Genomic DNA, 17,303 nt, shown 5'->3' with positions numbered 1-17,303 from the left:
GGGGCGGCAGGCATGTTGTGCCCGCCACCCCGCTCATGGTCGTGCGATCAGCCGAGGCCGATGGATGCTGCCGCGTCCTGCGTCTTCTTCAGGCTCGCGGGGTCGGCGTCGACCAGGCCGGTGATCTGGTAGATCGCGGTGAGCGCCTTCACGCCCTCCGGGGTGCCCGCGTAGTCCTTCATCGCGTCGGCGATCTTGGTCTGCCAGGTCTTGCTGAGCTTGCTGCTGATCGAGGCGCCGTCGTTCGGGATCTCGTCGGTCAGAGCGAAGACCACGACCTTCTCACCCACATCCGGGGTGTCCTTCTGCACGACGGAGCGCGCATCCCAGTAGCTGGTGCCGACCTCGGCGTCGCCGTTGTAGACGGCGAGCACGCTGGCGTCGTTGGCGGTGACCTGGACGGTCTTGATGTCCTTGTCGACATCGAGGCCTGCCTTCTTCATCGCCGCGACGGGGAAGATGTAGCCGGCAGGGGATGCGGCCTGGAGCAGCGAGACCGTCGCGCCCTTGATCTTCGTGATGCTGTCGAGCCCGGCAGGGCCGGTGCCCTTCTCGGTGCCGTTGCAGTACAGCATCCCGTTCGCGCCCTTCACCGGAGTGTCTGAGCAGTACTTCTTGGGGTCGTTGGTGAAGAACTGAGCGGCGTACGTGCTCTTGCCGTTGCGCTGCGTCTGCAGGGCGGGGACGGCGCCGTACTTGTCGCAGGCCTGGCTCATCTGGAGGCTCGGGAGCATGCCGATCTGGGCCTGGTTGCTGCCGATCGCCTCGACGGCGGCCTGGTAGTCCTGCGTGATGACACCCTTCACCGGGATGCCGAGACGCGAGGTGAGCGCCTCTTCGAGCGGCTTGACCGTCTCGACGAGCTTGGCGGCGTCGCCGGAGGGGACGAGCGCGAGGGTGAGCGAGGTGGGAGCCTTGGCCGAGTCGTCCGAGGTGCCCGTGCAGGCGGAGGGGGCCGCCGTGCCGGATGCGGTGGAGCCGGATGCGGTCTGCTGCTGCACACCGCATCCACTCAACGCGAGCGCGGCGAGGATGGCGAGGCCAGAGGCGCTCGCGACGGCGATCTTCCGGATTTTCATGACGTTCCCATTCTGTGCGGAGGTGAGGACTGCGAGTGGTGGGTGGTGCTGATCTGTGGAGAGAGAGGTCGTGGGGTGGGGGTGTGGAGGGGTGAGGTCGGCTGCTGGTCAGGCCGGAGCGCTGGCCGCGGCCGTCGTCGGCTGGTGCGCGGCGGTGAAGCCGGCGGGGTCGGCCGCCCAGCGGCGGATGCCGTCGTACAGGCCGGGGAAGTCCGCCGCGACCAGGTGCGCAGGACCAGCGCGGTGGCCGAAGCGGTCGATCAGGGCGGTGGCGCACCCGGCCGCGAGCGGCTGGGCGAGGTCGTTGCCCCAGATGTCGCCCACCGACAGCAGCTGCGACGGCTCCCTGCCGTCGAGCAGCACGGGAAGAAGGCTGGTCCAGCCGGCGGGTTTGTCCGCGTCGGTGACGATGCGGTCGATCGCGTCGGCCACCCCGATGGCCGCGAGCGTCTCCCGCACCCCGTCGAGCGGCGCGTTCGTCACGAGCACGCGCTCGACGCTTCCCCCCAGGCTGCCGAGGAAGTCGGCGAGCCCGGCCGGCGCCGACACCGCGACGGTTCCCCCGGCGAGCGCCCGCCGGCTGGTCTGGTACGCGCTCTGCAGCAGGTCGTCGCTTGCGTGCCCTGCTGCGAGCGCTGCGACGGCCGCGTAGCCGTCGATGTATGCGGGTGAGCCAGGCTCCCCGTCGAGGAACGCGCCGAGCCTGGCGCGGAGCGACGCATCGAGGTCGGTCCGCCCTGTCGATCCGGCGTCGAGAATGCCGGCGATCACCGCCTCCGCGTACTCCCACACGGGGGCGTCGCCGACGCACACGGTCCCGTCGAAGTCGAGGACGATGGTCGGTCTGCTGGAGGTCTGGCGGTCGTTCACGAGTGCAGCCTATGCGTTCATGAACGCTCTGTTCATACTTTTTTGAGTCATGAAACAACTGTTCACAACTCGTTAACCTCAGGCGATACGCTGACCGCATGGCCAAAGCGCACGACTTCTTCATCATCGGCGACCACGAGAACGGCAGGCGCATCGTCGCGTCGGCGCTCCAGAGCGAGGGGTTCGCGGTCACAGCGACCCCGGCGGGCGGGTTGCTCGCCAAGCGCGGGAGCACCGCCATGACCGTGCTGCTCGGCGGCCTGGCCGGCAACAACTTCCAGCAGACCTTCCTCGTCGACTTCATGGTCGACCAGCACGGACGGCTCGTCGCGCGCCTCAACAGGAACATGGCGGGAGCCGCGCTCAAGGGCGGAGCCATCGGAGCCGCCAAGACCGACAGCGCGTTCCAGCAGACCGCGAACGCCATCGCCGCCGCCCTGCACGGGGCAGGCGCTCTCTCCGACAGCGTCGCCCAGCTCTGAGCATCCCGGTCGAATCGGACGATAACGGGGTATACAGGGAGGCATGAGCTCCACCACTCCGGACGCGATCGTCGTCGGCTCCGGCCCCAACGGGCTGTCCGCCGCTGTCACCCTCGCCCGCGCGGGGCTCTCCGTGCGCGTCTACGAGCGCAACGCGACCGTCGGCGGCGGCACCCGCACAGAAGAGGTGACGCTGCCGGGGTTCCGTCACGACATCTGCTCCGCCGTGCATCCCCTGGCCTTCGCCTCCGGGTTCTTCCAGAGGTTCGGTATCGAGCAGCGGGTGCCGTTCGTCGTCCCGACCGCCTCGTACGCGCATCCCCTGGACGGCGGGAGAGCGGCGATCGCCTACCGCGACCTCGACCGCACGGCCGACGCCCTCGGCGTCGACGGGCCGGCGTGGCTCCGCATGCTCGGTCCGCTCGTGCGGAACGCGGACGCCGTGGCCCAGTTCACCGGCTCGCAACTCTTCCAGGTGCCGCGGCACCCGCTCGTCGCGGCGCGGCTCGGGGCGACCATGCTGGCCCAGGGCGGCCCCTGGTGGGATGCGTTCTTCCGCACGGAGGCCCCGGGCGCCATGCTCACCGGGGTGTTCGCGCACACCACGCTCGCCCTGCCGAGCATCGCGGGGGCAGCGGCGGGACTGACCCTCGCCACATACGCACACGCCCGCGGCTGGCCGATCCCTGTCGGCGGGAGCCAGGCCATCGCCGACGCGATGGTGGCCGACATCGTCGCGCACGGCGGCGAAGTGGTGACGGGGACGGAGATCACCTCCCTCGCGGAGCTGCCGGATGCGCGCGTCATCCTGTTCGACACGGGAGCCGAGGCCGCCGCCCGGCTCGGCGAGGACCGGCTGCCGCCCTCCTACCTGCGGCGGATCTCCGCCTTCCGGAACGGGAACGGGGTCGCCAAGGTCGACTTCGCCCTCTCCGGCCCCGTGCCGTGGTCGAATCCGGAACTGCTGGAGGCCGGCACCGTGCACCTCGGGGGCACCCGAGCGGCCGTCGCCCGCTCGGAGCGCGAGGTCGCCGCTGGGCGTCACAGCGACGATCCGTACGTTCTCGTCTCCCAGCCATCGCTCTTCGACGGCACGCGGGCACCGGCAGGCAAGCACGTTCTGTGGGCGTACACGCACGTGCCGGCCGGTTCCCCCGTCGACCAGACGGAGGCGATCACGCGGCAGATCGAACGCTTCGCGCCCGGCTTCCGGGATGTGGTGCTCGCCAGCACCCACAAGACGGCCGTGGAGATGGCAGCGTACAACCCCAACTACGTCGGCGGCGACATCTCGGCGGGGGCGCCCAGCCTCCGTCAGCTCATCGCGCGACCCGTTGCGTCCGCCGACCCGTGGCGGATGCCCGGCCGCGGACTGTACCTCGCCTCTGCCTCCGCCGCGCCTGGCCCAGGAGTGCACGGGCTCGTCGGCTACTACGCGGCGCGCAGCGCGCTGCGGCACGAGTTCGGGATGCGCGCGATGCCGTCGCTCGCACCGGACGCGGACGCGCGCGCCATCCCCGGCGCAGGCGCGCATCCATCCATCGACCAGGCCGAGGCGTCGCTGCGCCCCGACGGCCTTCCGGAGCAGTGAGCACATGTCCGTGACCGTCCGCGAACTGGATTGCACGCCAGAGCAGGTCTTCGTCGCCCTCGCCGACCCGTGGGTCTACCCGACCTGGGTGGTCGGGGCGTCCCGGCTGCGCGCCGCGGAGCCGAGCTACCCCCGGCCGGGCTCCAAGCTGCACCACTCCATCGGCGTCTGGCCGTTCGTTCTCGACGACGAGACCGTTGTCGAGACCTGGGATCCGCCACGGCGGATGGTGCTCGAGGCGAAGACCCGCCCGGTGGGCAAGGAGCGCGTCATCATCGACGTGAAGCCCCGCGGCGCCGGCTGCGTCGTGCGCATGGAGGAGTACCCCGTCAGCGGCCCGGCCCGCCTCATCCCGAAGCCGCTCGCGGACCTCATGCTGCACATCCGGAACGTGGAGACGCTGCGTCGCCTCGAGCACGTCGCCAGGGGCCGCGCCGCGGAGCAGGCGAGAGGCGAGTAGGCGAACAGCGAGTAGCCGAGCAACGAGCAGCCGAGCGGCGGCCGCCGGCCTAGCGCAGCAGTCCGCTCAGGGCGTCGAGCAGAGCGGGACGCCAGACAGTGAAGTCGTGAGCGCCGGGGTAGGTGCGCGCCCGGACGGTGATGCCGCGGGTGTCTGCTGCCAGGCGCGCGATGGCGGCGGTCTGACTGACGAGGGAGAGTGCGTCCGGCGCGCCGGGGTGCGGCTGCTCCGCGTCGCCGACGGCGAGGTCGATGCTGAGCGGCATCCCTGCGTAGCCGTCGAGCGCCGCGCGGATGCTCAGCGTGCGGTAGCGGTCGGCCTCGTAGACGGTGTCGCCGACGCCGAACGCGCCGAACGTGCGCGCCGACGATCCGGCAGGCGGCTCAGGATCGTACGCCGCAGGGCTCAGCGCCACGACCTGGCCGAACAACTGTGGATGCGCGAGCCCGAACCGCAGCGCACCGTACCCGCCCATCGAGTACCCCGCGACGGTGCGGGATGCGCGCCCCGCCGCAGCTCGCCCCTCTGGCAGCCGCGCCTCGACGTGATCCACCAGGTCGCCGGTCAGCGCCGTCTCGACCTGGCGGCCGGCCCGGTGCGCCGAGTCGACGTAGTAGCTCGCGCGCTCGCTCCACGGCGCATCCGGAAGCACCGCGATCACCGGAAGCGCGCGCAGGTCGTCGAGCACCGGCTCCCACGACGCAGCGGAGTCGCCTCGGCCGTGCAGCAGGTAGACGACCGGCAGCGGCCCCGGCACATCGTCCGGCACGATCAGGGTGTAGCGCAGGTCGTCGCCGATCGCCCTGCTGATGAATGATCGCTGCTCCAGCATCAGTCGGCCGGCTCCAGCGCGTCAATCAGCACAGGCGGCGAGGATGGCGCGGGCTCGGCCGAGCATCGCCGGGTCCACCATCTCGCCGGACGGCAGCGTCGCCACCCCACCACCTTCGACCGCGGCGAGCACCGCGCGCGCCCAGGCCGTCTCCGTATCAGTGGGCGCGAAGACGGCGGCGATCACCGCGAGCTGGCTGGGGTGCACGGCCGTCCGCCCGAACCAGCCGAGTCGCGCTCCGCGTTCTGTGTCCGCTCGGAGACCGTCGAGGTCGCGGATGTCGGGGTACGCCGACAGCATCGGCGCGGGGAGACCTGCCGCGCGTGCCGCGAAGAGCAGGCGCGTGCGCGCGTAGTCGATGACGACCGCATCCCTGCTGCCGAGGTCGCTTGCGAGGTCGGACTCGCCGAGCGCGATGTGTGCGACAGCGGGATGCGCGGCGATGGCCGCGGCGTTCTCCACCCCCAGCGCGGACTCGACCAGGGCGGTGATCGGAAGGTCGCCAGCGACAGCGACGATCCGCTCGACATCGGCTGCGCTCTCCACCTTCGGCACGCGCAGTTCGATGGGGGCGCCCGTCGCGCGGAGGGCGACGAGTTCGTGGTCCGCTCCCGCGTTCACGCGCACCTGGATGAGCGTGCCACGAGATGCCGAGCCGTTCGACACACGCCCGTTCAGCCACCCCGCGACGTCAGAGAGGGCTCCGGCCTTCGCCTCAGGGGCCACGGCGTCCTCGAGGTCGAGGATCACCAGGTCGGCGCCCGTCGCGACCGCCTTGTCGAACCGGTCCGGGCGGTCGCCCGGCACGTAGAGCCCTGTCACGATCGCGCTCATCGCACGACCCCCTTCGCCCGCAGCGCCTCGACCTGCTCCTGAGTGACGCCGATCTCGGCGAGCACGTCGTCCGTGTCCCGTCCGTGCGGCCGGCCGGCCCAGCGGATCGCACCGGGGGTGTCGGAGAGACGGAACAGCACGTTCTGCATCTTCACCGGCCCCAGTTCGTCGTCGTCGACCGTCTGCACCGTGCCGATCGCCTGGTACTGCGGGTCGGCGAGAATGCCGCGCACGTCGTAGACCTGCGCGATGGCGGCCTGCGCGTCCTCGAACCCGCGGACGACCTCCTCGGTGGGGCGAGCTGCGATCCAGGCCGCGACCGCCGCATCCAGCTCGTCGGCGTGCTCTGCCCTGCTGTGCCCTGTCGCGAACCACGGCTCGTCGATCACATCGGGTCTGCCGACCAGGCGCATCACCCGTTCGGCGATGGACTGCGAGCTGGTGGAGACCGCGACCCAGTCGCCGTCCGCCGTGCGATAGACGTTGCGCGGCGCGTTGTTGACCGAGCGGTTCCCTGTGCGCGGCTGGACGGCGCCGAGCTGGTCGTACGCGGTGATCTGGCCGCCGAGCAGCATCAGGATGGGCTCGATGATCGCGAGGTCGATGACCTGACCGTGCCCGTCGCGCTCCGCTGCGCGCAGCGCGACCATCACAGCGTATGCCGTCGACAGAGCGGCGATGCCGTCCGCCAGTCCGAACGGCGGGAGCGTCGGCGGCCCGTCCGGTTCGCCCGTGAGCGCTGCGAATCCGCTCATCGCCTCGGCCAGGCTGCCGAAGCCGGGACGCGCGGAGTACGGCCCGAACTGGCCGAACGCCGTCACGCGCGCGATCACGAGGCGCGGATTGGCGGCGTGCAGCGCCTCCGGCCCGAGCCCCCAGCGTTCCAGGGTGCCAGGGCGGAAGTTCTCGATCAGCACGTCCGCGTCCGCGGCGAGCGCGAGCAGCAGCTCTGCGCCGTCCGGAGATCCGAGGTCGATGGTGACCGTGCGCTTGTTGCGTCCGAGCGTCTTCCACCACAGGTTCACACCGTCTTTCGCCGGTCCGTGCCCGCGGGCCGCGTCCGGCCGGGTGGGATGCTCGACCTTGATCACGTCGGCGCCGAAGTCGCCGAGGAAGGTCGCCGCGAGGGGCCCGGCGAACAGGGTCGACACATCCAGCACCCGGATGCCGCGGAGGGCGGACTCGCTCATCGCTGGACTCCCCCGTCCACGGCCTGCGTGTCCGCGGTCCGCTCTCCCACAGTCAGCTCGTCCGCGCTCGACAGGTCCCATGCGAGCCGGAAGCCGATGCTGCTGGACCGCTCGACGCCCAGTCCGGGAAGCAGGAACTTCAGGCTGAACGACGCGTCTCGCCGTCCGCCGTCCGTGTACCAGTCCGAGCCGGAGGCGACATGGTCGCTCCCACCCTTGAGCATGACGAACCGGGTGACGCCGTCGCTGTGCTCGCTCTCCGTCCAGTTCCAGACGGCGGGCTCCGACCTGGCGAAGCCCGGCTGTTCCGCGGCGAGCTGCCACTCGAACTCGTCCGGCAGCCGTGCCCCCGCCCAGGCCGCGTATGCGCGCGCGTCGGCGAGCGAGACCCCGACGGCCGGGGCGTCACCGGATGCGGTGCCCACCAGGAAGCGCGCTCCGGCGACCGGCCGGTACCCCGTGGCCGCCACGAAGCCCGCGAACTCGGCAGCGGTGACCTCCCGTGCGGCTACGGCGACGCGCCCGCGGATCGTGACGGTCAGCGTCTCCCGCCGATCGTCGTGCAGCCGCGGAGGCAGCGGCTTCCACTCCTCCACGTACGGCGCGCCCTGGTAGAAGCCCGTCTCGCGACGGCGGAAGGTCACAGCGAGCTCGCGCTCGCCCTGTTCCACGACCACCGCATCCACCGGCGCGGTCGCAGCCGGGGTGCGCGGGGGCACCGTGCGTACGGCCTCCCGCGCGGGGAACCGGGCGTCGTCCGCCGCTGTGTCGTCCGCCGCCTCGCGCAGCAGCGACGCGGGATGCGCTCCCCCGGCCACCACCTCGAGGATGCCCGTGACGCCACGCGCGGGAACGCGCACCGCCGTCACGTCCGCCCGTCCATCGGTCACGTCGTGACGGCGTGCACCGTCGGCGGCGGGTGCCGCCAGCGGGTCTCCCGTCCAGTCCTGGTCTCCCCGGTTCACGACCGTCCACAGGGTCGCTCCGTCTGCCGCGAACCGCGAGACGTACACCCCGGCTGCCAGCGCCTCCTCCGACGCGCCGAGCAGCGGCGACCACTCCCCGTCCACCAGGACGTCGGAGAGCGCACGCTGCACCCGCAGCATCCGTCGCAGCGTCGCCTTGTCCCGCTCGTTCCAGCCGACCCAGACGCCGAACACCGCATCCCAGACCAGCAGACCGGTGCCGTTCATCCACGCGGACTGCAGCTCGTCGCTGTGGTCGCGATTCCAGCGGCGCGTCGAGTGCATCATGTGTCTGCGCTCGAACCAGTGCGCCCGCATCACGCCGGGCGCTGCCGAGTCGGAGAACCACTGGGCCCAGCTCAGCTGGTGGTCCTGGATGCGCTGGTTCGGCACCCTGGACTCCCCCTCGAGCACCTGCGGCGGGGTCGCCTGCAGCAGAGCGTCGATCAGGCGGGCGTCGCCCTCCTTCATCGTGTCGAGGAAGACGCCGTCGACGCCGAGCTCTCCGACGACCTTTGCGAGTTCCTCCGGGTCCGCGTCCGGTGCGCGACGGGTGCCGGTGTCCCACGGGTTGTAGTCGATGAAGATGCGCACTCCGCGGGCGTGGAAGGCCGCGACCACCGCATCCAGGCCGGGGACGTCGCGGTAGAAGTCGAACTGGTTGCGATCGTCGATCCCGATGACCGGATATGCGTGCCAGAGCACGATGCCGTCGAAGCCGCCGTGGTCGGCCGTCGCGTCGAGGAAGGCGTCGACGGTGAACTCCTGACGCTCGTGGTCGAACAGCCGTTCATCCCACAGCCAGATCTGGGCGACGCTGTACGCCGCACGCGCCCACTCCGTCTCCGCACGCTCGTAGACGGCGCCGTCGTAGTTCAGGCGAGCGCGCGCCTCCTCTCGCCAGGCCGCGAGGTCGGCGCGCCAGGCCGGCCACTCCGCCGGGTCCTCCGGCGCGGCGAAGATCTTCGCGATGTCGCCGGCAGCCGGATCGATGACGCCGCCGCGCGGCAGCACCGTCGGCAGGTCGATCGCCCTGGGCACCAGGGGATCGAAGTCGTTGGTGTTCTCCTCGTCCGGGTCGAACGTGGTGACGGAAGCCTGGTCAGCTGGCCGAGTTGAAATCGTGAATCTCCTCGAGACTGGGGATGGAGGGCACAGCGCCTGCGCGCTGCACCGAGATGGCGGCGGCGACAGTCGCGAACTCTGCGGCGCGCACCAGCGTGCCGAGGTCGGGGCGGCCACTGCCCGCGCTGCCGTTCGTACCGCGGCGGCGGTCGAGCTCTGCGACGAGCGCGCCGCAGAACGTGTCGCCTGCGCCGGTCGTGTCGACGGCGTCGACCACCCGCCCCGCGACGTGCGCGGGCGGCTCGTCCGGCACCCGGACGACGGCGCCGTCAGCGCCGAGCGTCACGATCACCGCCAGGCCGAGCCTGCTCAGGATCGCGGCGAGATCTTCGCCGCTCGCCTCGTGCACGGCCTCGCCGGTGAGCTCGGCTGCGAGGTGCGCCGCCTCGTGCTCGTTCACCACCAGCACATCCACGTCAGCGAGGAACGCGGCGGAGAGCGACTGGATGGGGGCGGCGTTGAGCACGACCGTGGTCGCGGATGCGTGCGCGACGGCAGCCGCCTCCGTCACCGTGGCGAGCGGCGTCTCCAACTGCAGCAGCAGCACGTCTGCCGCAGCGACGACTTCGCGCTCTGAATCGTCGAGGCCGTCGAGCATCCGGTTGGCGCCGGAATCGACGACGATCGCGTTCTCGGCGGAGTCGTCGACCGTGATGATCGCGGTGCCCGTCGGCTCGTCCACCCGCCTGATCCGCAGGTCGACCCCGGCGTCCTCCAGGCTCGCGATCAACCGCTCGGCCGCCGCATCCCTGCCGAGCGCCGCGACGAAGGTCGCCCGCGCGCCCGCGCGAGCCGCGGCGATCACCTGGTTGTTGCCCTTTCCACCGGGAGCGGAGTCGGATCCGACCGCCAGCACGGTCTCACCCGGCGGCGGGATGCGCTCCACCCGGTACACGAGATCCAGGTTGGCGCTGCCGACCACGACGATGCTCATCGGGACGCTGCCTCGACCGGCTGGGCGCCCGCGCCCTCCGCCAGGCGGAGCGTGCGCGCAGCGAGGTCGCTGAACCGCACGTCGGAGAAGCCGGGAACGCTCGTCGCGAGCGTGTCGTGCAGCGGGTCGATCCAGCGTGCCGGGAGCTCGCGGGCGCCGGTGAGCGCACCCGCGATGGAGCCCGCCGTCGCGCCGACGGAGTCCGTGTCCCAGCCGCCGCTCACCGCGAGGGTGATGGTGCGCTCGAAGTCGCCGTCGCCGCGCGTCAGCGCGAACGCGAGCAGCGCGGAGTTGCCGAGCACGTGCACCCAGTGGAGGTGCCCGAACTCCGCGTGCAGCGCATCCACTGCCGCTTCGTCGTCGAGGTCGCTCGCGCCGAGTTCCGCCCCGCGGCGGATGGCGGAGGCGTATCGGGATGCGGAGGGAACGACGGAGAGGCCGGCGTCGATGACAGCACGGACGTCGGCGGCGATCACGGCCGTCGAGCAGGCCGCCGCCGCGAACATCGCGCCGTACACGCCGTTGCGGCCGTGGCTCAGGCGGGCGTCCGTCCAGGCGAGACGAGCCGCGGCGACCGGATCGCCAGGGTTGGCCCAGCCGTAGACGTCGGTGCGGATCTGCGCGCCGATCCAGTCGCGGAACGGGTTGCGCACGGCGCCTGCCACCGTCGGCTCGTAGCCGTCGAGCAGGTTGCGGTACACGATCCGCTCCGCTGTGAAGACACGGCCGCCCGGCAGGCTGTCCAGCCAGGCCTGCGCGACGTCGTCGGTCGTGAAGCCCGCTCCGACGCGCTCGAGGAGCCCCAGTGCGATGAGCGGGAAGTTCAGGTCGTCGTCCTCTGGCATCCCGTCGATGTTCTCGACGAGGCTGGTCGGACGACTGCGCCGGTTCCAGGGGAAGCGCGCCGCGATGTCGCTGTCGAGTCCCACCTCGGTGAAGTAGGCGTGGAGAGGCCAGTTCCCCGTCGAGCGCGCAATGGCCCTGATGCCCTCCAGCGAGATCTTCTCCACCGGCTTCCCCAGCAGGCACCCGGCTGCGCGGCCGAGCCAGCCGCCGAGGATGCGGTCGGCGAGGTCGGCGGAGTCAGCGGCACCCACGGCACTCGCGCTGCGCGCACCGCCCGCGCTGTCTGCGCCGGACGCCGCCGCCAGGATCGCGTCGAGTGCGTCCGGCTCCGCCGCGACCAGCTCGGCCGGATCAGCCCGCTCGTCCACCTCGGCGAGGAGGTCTCGCGCGAGCCCGACGAGCGCGGCGGGCGCCGGTTCCGGCGTCGCGCCGCTCACCGCGGCCGTCGGCGTTCCGCCCGCCGCCTCCCAGCGCTTCCGCAGGTCGGCGACCGGCCGGCCGTCGAGCTCGGCGGCCACCAGCGCGTGCGGCAGCAGGTCCTCCGGCTGCGTCCAGCTCAGCCTGAGCACTACGCCACCTCGAGGTCCGCGGCGAAGGCGTCGCGGACGGACGCCACCGAGCGCGCCCGCTCGGCGTCTGCCGCCCAGACCTGGCGCGCCACGGAGGCGATGACCGGCCCCGTGGCCGTGATGTCCATCCGGCTGCCGTCGCTGACGCCGTCGATCCACTCGGCGGGAACCACGTCTACTCCGCCGAGAGCGCCGGCGATCGAGCCGGCCATCACGGCGATCGAGTCGGAGTCGCGGCCGTAGTTGACCGAGCCGAGGACGGCCTCGCTGTAGTCGCCCTGCGCGGCCACCAGCATCCCGAGGGCCACCGGCAGTTCCTCGATCGACTTCGTCCTGCTCGGGATGCGCGCATCCTTCGCCGGCTGCCGGTAGTACGGCCCGACGGTGTCGAACGGCTCGACGGCCGAGCGGAGCACACCGAGGCCGGAACGCCAGTCGGTCACCGTCGCCGCAGCGTCGACGACCGATGCGATCGCATCCCTGGTGCCGTCCTTCGCGAGCCGCAGCGCGGTCTCGACGACGCTGGAGACGGACGCCCCCGGCCGCATCGCCTCGGCGACGGCCGCCGCGTAGACGCCTGCAGCCTCCCTGCCGTAGCTGGACTGGTGCGCCCCGGCGACGTCGATGGCCTCCGCGTACGCCGCATCGGGAGCTCCGGCGTTGACGATCCCGATGGGGGCGACGTACATCGTCGCCCCGCAGTTGACGATGTTGCCGACCCCGGCCTCACGCGGGTCGATGTGGCCGTAGTGCAGGCGGGTGACCAGCCACTTCTCCGCGAGGAAGATGCGGTGAAGCAGCAGCCCCTCCGACTCGAACTCCGGGATCCACCGCTTGTCGCCGATCAGCAGCGGCACCAGGTGGTCCGCGATGGCGTACGCGTCCAAGTGGTCGCGCACGGTGTCGTAGACGTCGACGAGAGCCGTCGTCATGAGGGTGTCGTCCGTGACGTGCCCGTCGCCCTTGTGGTACGGCGCGATCGGCCTGGCGTTGCGCCAGTCCTCCAGGAACGGAGGGACGATGCCGGTGATGAAGCCGTCGTAGCGCTCCTGGATGGCCTCCGGCGTGTTGCCCTCCGCCGCTCCTCCGAGCGCGTCGCCGACAGCCGCTCCCGCGAGTGCCCCCGTCGCCTTCATCACCAGCGCGTCCATCGATCCTTCTCCTTGTTTCGGTTGTTCTTCGTCGCCGCGGTCGGCCGGTCTGTCGGCGGGTCAGCCGACCGCCGACCAGCCGTCCGTGAGCTGCTTCTTGAGGTCGTCGAGCGAGATCGAGTTGGCGAAGTACTTCTGCAGCGCCGGGGTGGCGTACTGGTCCTTCCACTGCGGGTAGTTGGTCGCCCCCTGGAACGGTGCCGCCTTCAGGGCCTCGCCCGACTTGAGGATGGCCTCCCAGCCGTTCTTGCCCGACGTGTCCTTCGCGACCTGGTCGCGAGCGGCGGCGGAAGCGGGGATCAGCCAGTCGCCCTCTGCGAGCTTCGCCTGGTTGGCCGCATCCATGAAGTAGTTGATGAACTTCGCGGCCTGCTCGACGTGCTTGCTCTGTGCCGAGACGGACATCGTCTGCGGGTTGGCCGCCTGCGCGGCACCGTCAGCGCCGGCGAGCGGAGGAAGGACGGCCCAGTTGAATCCTGCGGGAGCGGACTCGGTGATCTGCTGCGCCACGTAGTTTCCGCCGACGTACATGGCGTACTTGCCGCCGAAGAAGCCGGGAAGCACGTCCGTACCGCTCTGCGTCAGCGACGTCGGGTCGAGCGACTTGTCCGTGTACGCCATCTCATTGATGCGCTTGGGCACCTGGAGCTCGTCGTCGCCGACATGGATGGTCGACTTGCCGTCCTTGTTCGTGAAGAAGGTGCCGTCGAAGCCGAGCGCCAGGTTCATGACGGTCGCCGTCGGCTGCTTCAGACCCCATCCTGTGCCGAAGTTCCCTCCGGAGGTGAGCTTCTTCGACAGGTCCTGGAAGTCGTCCCAGGTGAGCGTCTTGCCGCTCGGGACCTCTGCTCCTGCCTTCTTGATGGCGTCGGTGTTCGCGAACACGACGTACGACTGAAGCAGCGTCGGCGCGGCCACGATCTTGCCGTCGGCGGTGGTGACCGAGCTCCAGACGTCCTTCGAGACCTGCTTCTTGACGTCCGCGTCGAGATATTTGCTCAGGTCGGCGAGGTAGCCCTGGTTGGCGAAGCCCATGATGTCGGCGGACTCGTCGTGGATGATGTCCGGGGCCGTTCCACCCTGGAACTGCGTGACGAGCTGGTCGTGCACGTTGTCCCAGCTCCCCTGGCGGAGTTTCACCTGGATGTCCGGGTTCTTCTTGTTCCAGGAGTCCACGATGTCCTTCGTCGCGGCGACGGTGGTGTCCTGATAGGCCAGCGACTGGAAGGTCAGCGTGACCTTGCCGCCGCTGGAGGCGTCGGAACTGCCCGACGTCGAGCATCCGGACAGTGCGAGCGACGCGGCCACGATGCCGGCAACGGCGACGCCCAGACGGGCGGCGGTTGTTGTGCGCATTGCACACCTCTTTCTGTTGATTCGACTCTTGCTGTGGGTGTTGGGGTGGAGCGGGCGCCTAGCCCTTGACGGCCCCGCTCAGGAGGCCGGAGGTCAGACGTTTCTGGATGAGCATGAAGAAGACGAGGCTCGGGATGGTCGCCAGCAGCGATGCGGCGGCGAGCTGACCGAGCTGCACCTGACCCTCCGCCCCGACGAAGCGGGCGAGCGACAGCGGCAGCGTCTGCAGGTTGGGATCCTGGATGAGGACGAGCGCGAAGAAGAACTCGTTCCACGCCGAGATGAACGTGAACAGGCTGGTCGCGACGAGGCCGGGGGCGAGCAGCGGCAGCACGATGGAGCGCAGCGTGCGGAACCGGGTGGCGCCGTCCATGGCGCCGGCCTCCTCGAGTTCGACCGGGATCCCCGCAACGTAGCCCTGCAGCATCCACAGGGCGAACGGGAGCGACCACACGGTGTAGACGAGGATCAGCCCGAGCAGGTTGTTGATGAGGCCGATGTTCTTGAGCACCAGGAACAGCGGAATGATGATCAGGATGAACGGGAAGACCTGGCTGAGCAGGATCCAGCCTGTCGCCAGCCCGCGCAGCTTGGTGCGGAAGCGGGCGAGGGCGTACGCGGCGGGAAGCGAGATGACGGTCACCAGCACCGTGGTGGCCACCGCGACGATCAGACTGTTGCCCGCTGACGTGAACAGGTTGGCCTTCTCGATCGCTTGAGCGAAGTTGTCCCAGTTGAACGAGGTGGGGAAGAACCCCGGGTTCGGGGACTGCAGCTCGCGCGGCGTCTTGAACGCCGTCGTCAGCAGGAACAGCAGCGGGAAGCCGAGGAACACGATGTAGGCGAACAGCGCCAGGTATTGCAGCGGCCGGCCGATCATGCGGCCGCGCCGCAGGGAGCCGCTGTGCGACGCGTCCGGCTTGCGGTCGCGCGCGGGGCCCTGGCTGGTCGCCGCGTCGCTCTGGGTGCGGGTGTCGGTGGTGCTCATGAGTTCCGGCTCCTCATCTGGCCGCGCAGGTAGACGAACAGGAAGACGGCGATCACCACGACCATCACGTTGCCCATCGCGGCGGCGTACCCGAAGTTCCCGTAACGGAACGCCTCGTTATATGCGAACAGCATCGGGAGCATGGTCGTGCCTCCCGGTCCTCCCGCCGTGAGCACGAAGACGAGCGCGAACGAGTTGAAGTTCCAGATCAGGTCGAGCGTGGTGATCGCGATGATGATCGGCCGCAGCGCAGGAAGCGTGACGTGCCAGAACCTGCTCCAGGTGCCTGCGCCGTCGATGGCCGCGGCCTCCAGCAGCTCGGTCTGCACGCTCTGCAGTCCGGCGAGCAGGGTGATGGTGGTCTGCGGCATCCCAGCCCAGACGCCGACGATGATCACGACAGGCAGAGCGATGGATGCATCCCCCAGCCAGTTGATGTCGCTCGGCAGCCCGACCGCTTTCAACGTCTGGTTGATCGGCCCGTAGCTCGGATTGAGCATCAGCCTCCACATGATCGCGATGATCACCGGCGGCATGGCCCACGGGACGAGAGCGAGCGTTCGTGCCAGCCAGCGCATCCTGAGATTGAGGTTGAGCAGGAGGGCGAGCCCGAGGGAGGCCAGGAACTGCAGGATCGTGACGCTGAACGCCCAGACCAGGCCGATGCCGAACGAGCTCCAGAAGAGCTGGTTGGAGCCGAGCTTGACGTAGTTGTCGATGCCGTTGAAGTTGACCGGCAGGTTGAGCCCGGCGCGCGCGTCCGTGAAGCCGAGGAAGATGCCCTGCACCAGCGGATAGACGCTGAACAGCACGATCGGGATGAGCGCGGGAAGGACGAGCAGCCAGGCGTCGCGTCCTCCGCCCCCCGCTGGGCCTCCGCGGTTGCGGCGGCGGCGCTTCGGCGTCTTGGCTGCGTCGCCGGGGGCGACGATCACGGGTGCGGAGGTCGTCACGCCGGCACCTCCGCCGTTTCCTTCGCGTCCGCTTTGACGACCGACGACTCCCGCACGGAGAGTGTCGGCTCGATCACCACCTGCTTGACGGCCGCATCCGGGTTGGCGAGACGGCGCAGCAGCAGCTTCGCCGCCGCCTTGGCGCGCTTGCCAGAGCCGAGGTCGACGCTCGTGATCGACGGGTTGGCGAGCTCGGCGGCGTCGGTGTCGTCCATGCCGACCACCGCCACGTCCTCCGGGACGCGCACGCCACGGCTCGTGAGCTCCTTCAAGGTCGCGACGGCGAGAAGGTCGTTGGCGCACACGATCGCGTCGGGGGTCGATCGGCCGAGCAGCTTGGCTGCCGCCTTGCGACCCGCTTTGTACGTGAAGTCTGACGCGGCGATCTGCACGTCGGCGCTCGTGCTGAGGCCGAATCGGTCGATGGCATTCAGGTATCCGCTGAGGCGGGCAGCACCAGGGACCGTGTCGACGGGACCGTTGACGAAGGCGATGCGCTTGCGTCCCTGACCGACGAGGTGTTCGACGGCGAGGCCGATACCGGCGACGGAATCTGCGCGCACGTTGTCGAGGTCGACGCCCGCCGGAAGCGAACCGATGATGACGATCGGCAGCCGGCTGGCGCGCAACGCATCCACCAGGGGCTCCGTCACGCGCAGCGGGCTGAGCAGGAGTCCGTCGACGAAGCCGCGGTTCAGGCTGCCGAGGAGCTCGATCTGATCCTGCGGGTCGTTGCCTGTCGAGGAGAGCACCAGTCGATACCCGGCCTTGGAGACGACCCGGGCGACCTCGTGCATCATCGCGACGTAGACGGGGTTTCCGACGTCGGCGACGGCGAACGAGATCTGATCGGTGCGGCCGACCTTGAGCGAGCGGGCTGTGGCGTCGGGAACGTAGCCGAGGGCATCGGCCGCCTCACGGACCTTTGCGGTCAGTTGCGGCGACGCCGGCAGTCCGTTCAGCACACGGGAGACCGAGGCGATCGAGACTCCTGCGCGCTCCGCCACGAGGACGAGCGTCGACTTCCTGCTCTCGGCCATGGTGCTCCCTGCATCATCGAAGGTGGTTTAGTAAACGT

16 protein-coding genes are annotated in these 17,303 nt (G+C 70.3%); 3 read left to right on the top strand and 13 right to left on the bottom strand.

Features of this window, described 5'->3' with window-relative positions; genetic code table 11:
* Positions 1 to 47: 47 nt before the first annotated feature.
* Positions 48 to 1,079 carry a phosphate/phosphite/phosphonate ABC transporter substrate-binding protein gene (gene phnD / locus ASE16_RS18315; RefSeq protein WP_055898496.1) on the bottom strand — a complete coding sequence of 344 codons (1,032 nt, stop codon included), beginning with the start codon at positions 1,077 to 1,079 and terminating at the stop codon, positions 48 to 50.
* A 108-nt stretch (positions 1,080 to 1,187) separates the two neighbouring features.
* A complete protein-coding gene (locus ASE16_RS18310; RefSeq protein ID WP_055898493.1) occupies positions 1,188 to 1,949 on the bottom strand; it encodes an HAD family hydrolase in 762 nt (253 codons plus the stop codon).
* 98 nt (positions 1,950 to 2,047) lie between these two features.
* On the opposite strand from ASE16_RS18310, the gene ASE16_RS18305 reads away from it, so the two are divergent.
* The 3 genes from ASE16_RS18305 to ASE16_RS18295 are packed head-to-tail and all read left to right on the top strand — an operon-like array spanning position 2,048 to position 4,482.
* On the top strand, positions 2,048 to 2,431 hold the full coding sequence (locus ASE16_RS18305) for a hypothetical protein (RefSeq protein ID WP_055898489.1): 384 nt from the start codon (positions 2,048 to 2,050) through the stop codon (positions 2,429 to 2,431).
* Positions 2,432 to 2,474: 43 nt separating this feature from the next.
* Positions 2,475 to 4,022: a phytoene desaturase family protein gene (locus ASE16_RS18300; protein WP_082581569.1), complete on the top strand. Its 1,548-nt coding sequence runs from the start codon at positions 2,475 to 2,477 to the stop codon at positions 4,020 to 4,022.
* A gap of 4 nt (positions 4,023 to 4,026) precedes the next feature.
* Positions 4,027 to 4,482 carry an SRPBCC family protein gene (locus ASE16_RS18295; protein ID WP_055898486.1) on the top strand — a complete coding sequence of 152 codons (456 nt, stop codon included), beginning with the start codon at positions 4,027 to 4,029 and terminating at the stop codon, positions 4,480 to 4,482.
* A gap of 49 nt (positions 4,483 to 4,531) precedes the next feature.
* On the opposite strand, the gene ASE16_RS18290 is transcribed toward ASE16_RS18295, so the two are convergent.
* The 11 genes from ASE16_RS18290 to ASE16_RS18240 form a co-directional block, all read right to left on the bottom strand.
* The gene (locus tag ASE16_RS18290; RefSeq protein WP_055898483.1) at positions 4,532 to 5,314 is read right to left on the bottom strand and encodes an alpha/beta hydrolase; all 783 of its coding nucleotides are present in this window, start codon (positions 5,312 to 5,314) and stop codon (positions 4,532 to 4,534) included.
* A 21-nt stretch (positions 5,315 to 5,335) separates the two neighbouring features.
* Positions 5,336 to 6,148 carry an HpcH/HpaI aldolase/citrate lyase family protein gene (locus ASE16_RS18285; RefSeq protein WP_055898481.1) on the bottom strand — a complete coding sequence of 271 codons (813 nt, stop codon included), beginning with the start codon at positions 6,146 to 6,148 and terminating at the stop codon, positions 5,336 to 5,338.
* A complete protein-coding gene (locus ASE16_RS18280; RefSeq protein WP_055898478.1) occupies positions 6,145 to 7,338 on the bottom strand; it encodes a CaiB/BaiF CoA transferase family protein in 1,194 nt (397 codons plus the stop codon). The genes ASE16_RS18285 and ASE16_RS18280 overlap by 4 nt, the downstream gene beginning before the upstream one ends.
* Positions 7,335 to 9,344: an SUMF1/EgtB/PvdO family nonheme iron enzyme gene (locus ASE16_RS20195; RefSeq protein WP_235500633.1), complete on the bottom strand. Its 2,010-nt coding sequence runs from the start codon at positions 9,342 to 9,344 to the stop codon at positions 7,335 to 7,337. The genes ASE16_RS18280 and ASE16_RS20195 overlap by 4 nt, the downstream gene beginning before the upstream one ends.
* Positions 9,345 to 9,405: 61 nt before the next feature.
* Positions 9,406 to 10,362: a ribokinase gene (locus tag ASE16_RS18270; protein WP_055898475.1), complete on the bottom strand. Its 957-nt coding sequence runs from the start codon at positions 10,360 to 10,362 to the stop codon at positions 9,406 to 9,408.
* Positions 10,359 to 11,777 carry an ADP-ribosylglycohydrolase family protein gene (locus tag ASE16_RS18265; RefSeq protein ID WP_055898473.1) on the bottom strand — a complete coding sequence of 473 codons (1,419 nt, stop codon included), beginning with the start codon at positions 11,775 to 11,777 and terminating at the stop codon, positions 10,359 to 10,361. The genes ASE16_RS18270 and ASE16_RS18265 overlap by 4 nt, the downstream gene beginning before the upstream one ends.
* Positions 11,777 to 12,928: an ADP-ribosylglycohydrolase family protein gene (locus ASE16_RS18260; RefSeq protein WP_055898469.1), complete on the bottom strand. Its 1,152-nt coding sequence runs from the start codon at positions 12,926 to 12,928 to the stop codon at positions 11,777 to 11,779. The genes ASE16_RS18265 and ASE16_RS18260 overlap by 1 nt, the downstream gene beginning before the upstream one ends.
* A 60-nt stretch (positions 12,929 to 12,988) precedes the next feature.
* A complete protein-coding gene (locus ASE16_RS18255) occupies positions 12,989 to 14,284 on the bottom strand; it encodes an ABC transporter substrate-binding protein (RefSeq protein WP_055898466.1) in 1,296 nt (431 codons plus the stop codon).
* A gap of 58 nt (positions 14,285 to 14,342) precedes the next feature.
* Positions 14,343 to 15,272, bottom strand: coding sequence for a carbohydrate ABC transporter permease (locus ASE16_RS18250; protein WP_082581568.1), 930 nt, complete (start codon positions 15,270 to 15,272; stop codon positions 14,343 to 14,345).
* Positions 15,269 to 16,225 carry a carbohydrate ABC transporter permease gene (locus tag ASE16_RS18245; RefSeq protein WP_055898463.1) on the bottom strand — a complete coding sequence of 319 codons (957 nt, stop codon included), beginning with the start codon at positions 16,223 to 16,225 and terminating at the stop codon, positions 15,269 to 15,271. The genes ASE16_RS18250 and ASE16_RS18245 overlap by 4 nt, the downstream gene beginning before the upstream one ends.
* Positions 16,222 to 17,265, bottom strand: a complete 1,044-nt coding sequence (locus ASE16_RS18240) for a LacI family DNA-binding transcriptional regulator (protein WP_055898460.1) — start codon at positions 17,263 to 17,265, stop codon at positions 16,222 to 16,224. Before ASE16_RS18240 ends, ASE16_RS18245 begins: the two co-directional genes overlap by 4 nt.
* Between the last annotated feature and the right edge of the window lie 38 nt (positions 17,266 to 17,303).

Origin of the sequence: Leifsonia sp. Root227 (genome assembly GCF_001428745.1) — a bacterium.
Classification (GTDB): domain Bacteria; phylum Actinomycetota; class Actinomycetes; order Actinomycetales; family Microbacteriaceae; genus Leifsonia.
The sequence above is the reverse complement of the archived record's forward strand: the minus strand, read 5'-3'. Positions and strand labels throughout refer to the sequence as shown.

Coding starts and splice junctions, on each gene's coding strand:
- phnD (WP_055898496.1), bottom strand. CDS start 1,079: ATGAAAATCCGGAAGATCGCCGTCGCGAGCGCCTCTGGCCTCGCCATC.
- ASE16_RS18305 (WP_055898489.1), top strand. CDS start 2,048: ATGGCCAAAGCGCACGACTTCTTCATCATCGGCGACCACGAGAACGGC.
- ASE16_RS18300 (WP_082581569.1), top strand. CDS start 2,475: ATGAGCTCCACCACTCCGGACGCGATCGTCGTCGGCTCCGGCCCCAAC.
- ASE16_RS18295 (WP_055898486.1), top strand. CDS start 4,027: ATGTCCGTGACCGTCCGCGAACTGGATTGCACGCCAGAGCAGGTCTTC.
- ASE16_RS18290 (WP_055898483.1), bottom strand. CDS start 5,314: ATGCTGGAGCAGCGATCATTCATCAGCAGGGCGATCGGCGACGACCTG.
- ASE16_RS18285 (WP_055898481.1), bottom strand. CDS start 6,148: ATGAGCGCGATCGTGACAGGGCTCTACGTGCCGGGCGACCGCCCGGAC.
- ASE16_RS18280 (WP_055898478.1), bottom strand. CDS start 7,338: ATGAGCGAGTCCGCCCTCCGCGGCATCCGGGTGCTGGATGTGTCGACC.
- ASE16_RS18270 (WP_055898475.1), bottom strand. CDS start 10,362: ATGAGCATCGTCGTGGTCGGCAGCGCCAACCTGGATCTCGTGTACCGG.
- ASE16_RS18260 (WP_055898469.1), bottom strand. CDS start 12,928: ATGGACGCGCTGGTGATGAAGGCGACGGGGGCACTCGCGGGAGCGGCT.
- ASE16_RS18255 (WP_055898466.1), bottom strand. CDS start 14,284: ATGCGCACAACAACCGCCGCCCGTCTGGGCGTCGCCGTTGCCGGCATC.
- ASE16_RS18250 (WP_082581568.1), bottom strand. CDS start 15,272: ATGAGCACCACCGACACCCGCACCCAGAGCGACGCGGCGACCAGCCAG.
- ASE16_RS18240 (WP_055898460.1), bottom strand. CDS start 17,265: ATGGCCGAGAGCAGGAAGTCGACGCTCGTCCTCGTGGCGGAGCGCGCA.